Below are 377 nucleotides of genomic sequence, written 5' to 3' on the forward strand. Positions count from 1 at the left end.
GCCCGCAATGGTCATGCCGTCGGCGCCGTACTCGGTGCTGTTGGTGCCATCGGTGACGCTGGTGCCGCTTGCGGTCACCGTGGTGACATTGCCGGCACCATCGTCGACGGTCAGCCCGTCGGTGTCGAGCACGCTATTGCCCGCGGTCACGCTATCGACGGCAATGTCGTCGTTCAGCGCCACCTGAACCTTGGCATCACCGTCGACGCCGGACTCGGTCACAGTAACGTTGCTGTCACCCTCGAAGGTCACCTTGCCGTTCGGGCCGATATTGTGGCTGTTGCCATTCGCATCGGCCACGTTCCAACCCGCATTGGCCGCGGTATTGGCCGAGCGGATGGCGTCATCGATGGTGCTCTCACCGGTGCCGCCCACGT

The 377-nt window shown here is 64.2% G+C and carries 1 protein-coding gene; it reads right to left on the reverse strand.

Annotated features, from left to right (window positions below; genetic code table 11):
* Positions 1–377, reverse strand: a 377-nt coding sequence (locus Q673_RS36755; RefSeq protein WP_200861418.1) for a hypothetical protein, incomplete at both ends; no start/stop codon positions are given.

The sequence above is a fragment of the Halomonas sp. PBN3 genome, from assembly GCF_000475415.1.
Taxonomy (GTDB): domain Bacteria; phylum Pseudomonadota; class Gammaproteobacteria; order Pseudomonadales; family Halomonadaceae; genus Halomonas; species Halomonas shengliensis.